We start from the raw sequence: 3,925 nt of genomic DNA, 5'->3' as shown, positions 1-3,925 counted from the left end.
TTAAATTTCTAACAGCCTTTTTAAAAGTTTAGATTTACATTGTAAGTGTTAATTTGTTATCAATTTTAGTTTTATTTTAAGAGTCTCTGATATTTATCTATGATTCTTTGTTTTTTGTTAGAAGATATCTGTGCTTGCTAACATAAATACCTCCTGGGGTTTTTATTGTTAGCAAGCAAAAATTGTTCCACAGTTATATCGAACTCAGGTTAAGTTAAAGCATTATCGCTTGACATCGGGTAAAATTTATATATACATATTAAAGCTAGAGGTAATTGGTATTATTAGATAAACATCGCGTTTACGCGAGGCAGTATATGAAGTATTTAAAGCTTGCTAAAGTGTTTATACTATCAATAGATTTTTTAGGATTATTATTTCTTTTTTTAGCAATATATCTTAAAATGCCAGCTAAAAACGATGAATCTATAGTTGGTTTAAAGGGAATAATGCTTATTATTTTATTTGTAGTTAATACTTCATCGCACTCGCTTTATAATTTAGAAACTTATTATATAAATAATAAATGTAGAATATTAGACAATCAAGATTTTGAAGACAATTATGATTTAGTTAAAAAAGTAAATAAGTCATTAAGTAAATTGTTTGTGTTTAATTTTCTTGTACTAAGCAGTTCAATTTTTCTTATAATATCAATCTTATCTAATATCATTGAGAGCGTAGTTTTAATTTATAGAGAAAGTTTGATTAGAATTTCTTTTTATTCTTTTTTGATATTTTTAGTCATGATTATTTTTGATTATCTTTTGTATAATCTATTGCTTTATACTTCTTTTAGAAAAATTCTTGGATAATTTGGCTTAAATGTAGTTATTGGGAATTTATTTTTACTAATTTCAAATCTTTTGTCGAATATTGATATTAACTTTTTAATTATGTCATATAATTAATTATATTCTAACTGATTTTTAATATTTAAATTAAATAATATACGTAAAATGGAGGGTATTATGTTAAATTTATTAGAGAAAAAAGTAGAAAAAATTGCAGAAGCATCTGATAAAAAACTTAAAAAAGCATTAACCCTGCAAGATTTATTCTTCCTATCTTTAGGTGGAATAATTGGATCTGGTTGGCTTCTTGGAGGTGTTGCTGCAGCAAGCACTGCTGGGCCTGCTTCAATTGTATCATGGATTATAGGTGGTATTATTGTTTTATTTATAGCCCTAACGTTTGCAGAAATTTCTGCTGCCTTACCCAAAAGTGGTGGTTTGGTTAGATACCCACATTATGCATATGGAGGGTACATTGGATATATTATGGGCTGGGCGTATTTATTATACACCCTTACCGTTCCAGTAGTTGAAGCAGAAGCAATCTTAACATACGCTTCAACTTATATTCATGGTATTGTTCATACTGTAGGCACTGCAGTAATGCTTACACCGCTTGGAATTATATATGGTATTATTCTTATGTTTGCTTTCTTTTTAATAAACTGGTTTGGTATTAAATTTTTTGCCAAGTTTAATACTGTCATGACCTGGTTAAAATTTATTATACCTGTTATTACTTTTGTAGCACTACTTTTTATTTTAAATAAAGCTAACTTTACTTCTTATGGAGGTTTTGCTCCATTAGGTTTAGAAAAAATACTTTATGCGATCCCAAGCTGTGGTATAGTGTTTTCTTATTTAGGATTTAGACAGGCACTTAATTTTGGTGGTGAAGCCAAACATCCTCAAAGAGATATACCAATTGTTACAATATTTTCGATCATAGTAGGCATAATTTTGTATACAATGTTAGAAGTAGCTTTTATTGGAGCTATAAAATGGCCGGCAGGTATTACATGGTCAACATTGACACATACTTCTTTAGGTTCTGCACCTTACTTTATAGAGTTAAAAAATGCAGGTATAGCGTTGTTTGCTGCCATTGCTTATTTTATATTAATCAGCTCATTTTTAGCTCCAGCTGGAACAGGGTGGATATTTGTGGGTTCAAGTGCAAGGACTATGTATGGCATTTCTGCCGATGGTTATTATTCACCTTCATTTTTAAAAATTCATGAAAAAACAAGAATACCATATGTTTCTTTGATAACCACTACATTAATGTCATTAGTTTTCTTTCTGCCATTTCCTTCCTGGTATTTATTAGTAGGTTTTATATCAAGTGCTGCTATATTGACATACATATTGGGGCCATTGATGCTGATTAGTTTTAGAAAACATGCACCTAATCTTTATAGACCATTTAGATTGCCTATGTCTTCTGTTATTGCACCCATTGCATTTATTGCTGGAGCTTTAATAATGTATTGGTCTGGAACAGAAACACTAACAATGGTTATATACTTTGTTTTACTTGGAGTACCCTTGTTCTATCTATTTTACGCTCCAAAGACACTTGAACTTTCCAAAACTTTTTCCTATACCGTTGGGGTTATAGAATTTGTCATAACAGCTACAATACTTATCATTAACTATATTTTTGTTTTTAGCCCTATTTTTAGAGAATCTTTAAGCAATAAAACTACAATATATATTGTAAGCCTTGTTATTATGGCGATTACCTGGCTATTTTTTACTGGTCTTACAGCTTCTAAAGTGTCAGATGAACATAAAAAAATTTTCAACAGTTCTTACTGGTTTTTTGGTTTTATTTTTGTAAATGCTTTTGTATCTTTTTTTGGGGCATTTGGAATTGATACTGTAATACCATTTCCTTTAGATACACTTTTAATGATTGTGATAGATTTTATTGTTTATTTATTTGCAGTTAAGGCAGTATATAAAACGCCAGCTTTAGATGAAGCAGTAGAAGAAATTGAAAATGAAAGAAATAAGCAAACAGGTGCGACTTTTTAATAGTCAAGAATTTTTAAACATGTGGTGGTTTAGCGAGTGTTTTATTTTCCTATTAGTAGGAGTCTATCTTTTATATCCAATCTAAAATCTTTTTCAATTGGATTAATGATAATTTCTCCATCTCGTTTGACTCCTACTAAAAGTTCATTTGTTTCATTTCTTAATTTATATAAGGCTTCATTAAAAGTTAGATTCGCTAAACTTGTTGGTGTTATTTTCTCTACAAGCGTTTCTTTAAAATCTTCATCTAACAATTGAGTAAAAAATTTAGAAACTCCAGTTATATAAACAGATTTAACAAGTAGTTTACTAGAAAATGTCCCTGATGCAAATACTTCGTTGATTCCAAAATTTACTAATACCTTTGCTAATTCTTTTTTTGATACCAAAGCTATTATGTACAATTTACTATAAAGACTTCTTACAGTCGTAGCTGAAATAAGAGTTTTAGAATCGTCTTTATCTGCAATAATACACAATTGTGCATTATTAAGTTTTGCTTTATTAATATCTTTTTCATTAGTTATATCCCCTTTTATAAACAATAACTTGTCTTTATTTAGAGGATTATTGTCAATATCAGCCATTAAAACAACATTTTTATCATTTTCTTTAAGAATTTCTTCAAGAGAATTTTTTATATAATCATTAAATCCTAAAATTACGACATGATTTTTTACAAAATGACTTTCCATTGTGCCAAAAAACCTCCCCAATTTAAAATCTAAAACAATAGAAGATAGACCAGCAAGAAACACTCCAATTATACTAACGCCAAACACCATTAATCCCATAGCGATTATTCTGCCAATATTATTTTTGGGCACGATATCGCCATATCCTACAGTAGAGGCAGTCGTTAAAGCCCAATATAATGATTTAAAAAGTGAAATCTTTTCATAATGGCTAAAAAGATATGCAAAAAAAACTAACACAACTACCAATATGATAAATATTTGGAAAAACTGTTTTTTATTTCGCGATGCTACTATGTTTAATTTACGATAAATAACTAATAAATAGTTAAACATCTTTTTATATACTATCCGTTTTAAATATACACAAATCTTTTTGTCAAGTAAAATTTTTTA

General features: G+C 28.7%; 3 protein-coding genes. 2 read left to right on the top strand and 1 reads right to left on the bottom strand.

The window, feature by feature from the left end:
* Positions 1-317: 317 nt before the first annotated feature.
* Both ACP5FO_RS08495 and ACP5FO_RS08490 read left to right on the top strand, forming a co-directional pair.
* The gene (locus ACP5FO_RS08495; RefSeq protein ID WP_428157385.1) at positions 318-815 is read left to right on the top strand and encodes a hypothetical protein; all 498 of its coding nucleotides are present in this window, start codon (positions 318-320) and stop codon (positions 813-815) included.
* A 156-nt stretch (positions 816-971) separates the two neighbouring features.
* Complete coding sequence (locus tag ACP5FO_RS08490; RefSeq protein WP_428157384.1) at positions 972-2,834, top strand: APC family permease; 1,863 nt, start codon at positions 972-974, stop codon at positions 2,832-2,834.
* A gap of 41 nt (positions 2,835-2,875) precedes the next feature.
* Here the strand turns inward: ACP5FO_RS08490 and ACP5FO_RS08485 are convergent, their stop codons facing one another.
* Complete coding sequence (locus tag ACP5FO_RS08485) at positions 2,876-3,769, bottom strand: potassium channel family protein (protein WP_428157383.1); 894 nt, start codon at positions 3,767-3,769, stop codon at positions 2,876-2,878.
* Positions 3,770-3,925 lie beyond the last annotated feature (156 nt).

Source organism: Desulfurella sp. (genome assembly GCF_049977265.1).
In the GTDB taxonomy this organism is placed as follows: Bacteria; Campylobacterota_A; Desulfurellia; order Desulfurellales; family Desulfurellaceae; genus Desulfurella.
Note: the sequence above shows the minus strand (reverse complement) of the source record. Positions and strands in the feature narration are given on the sequence as shown.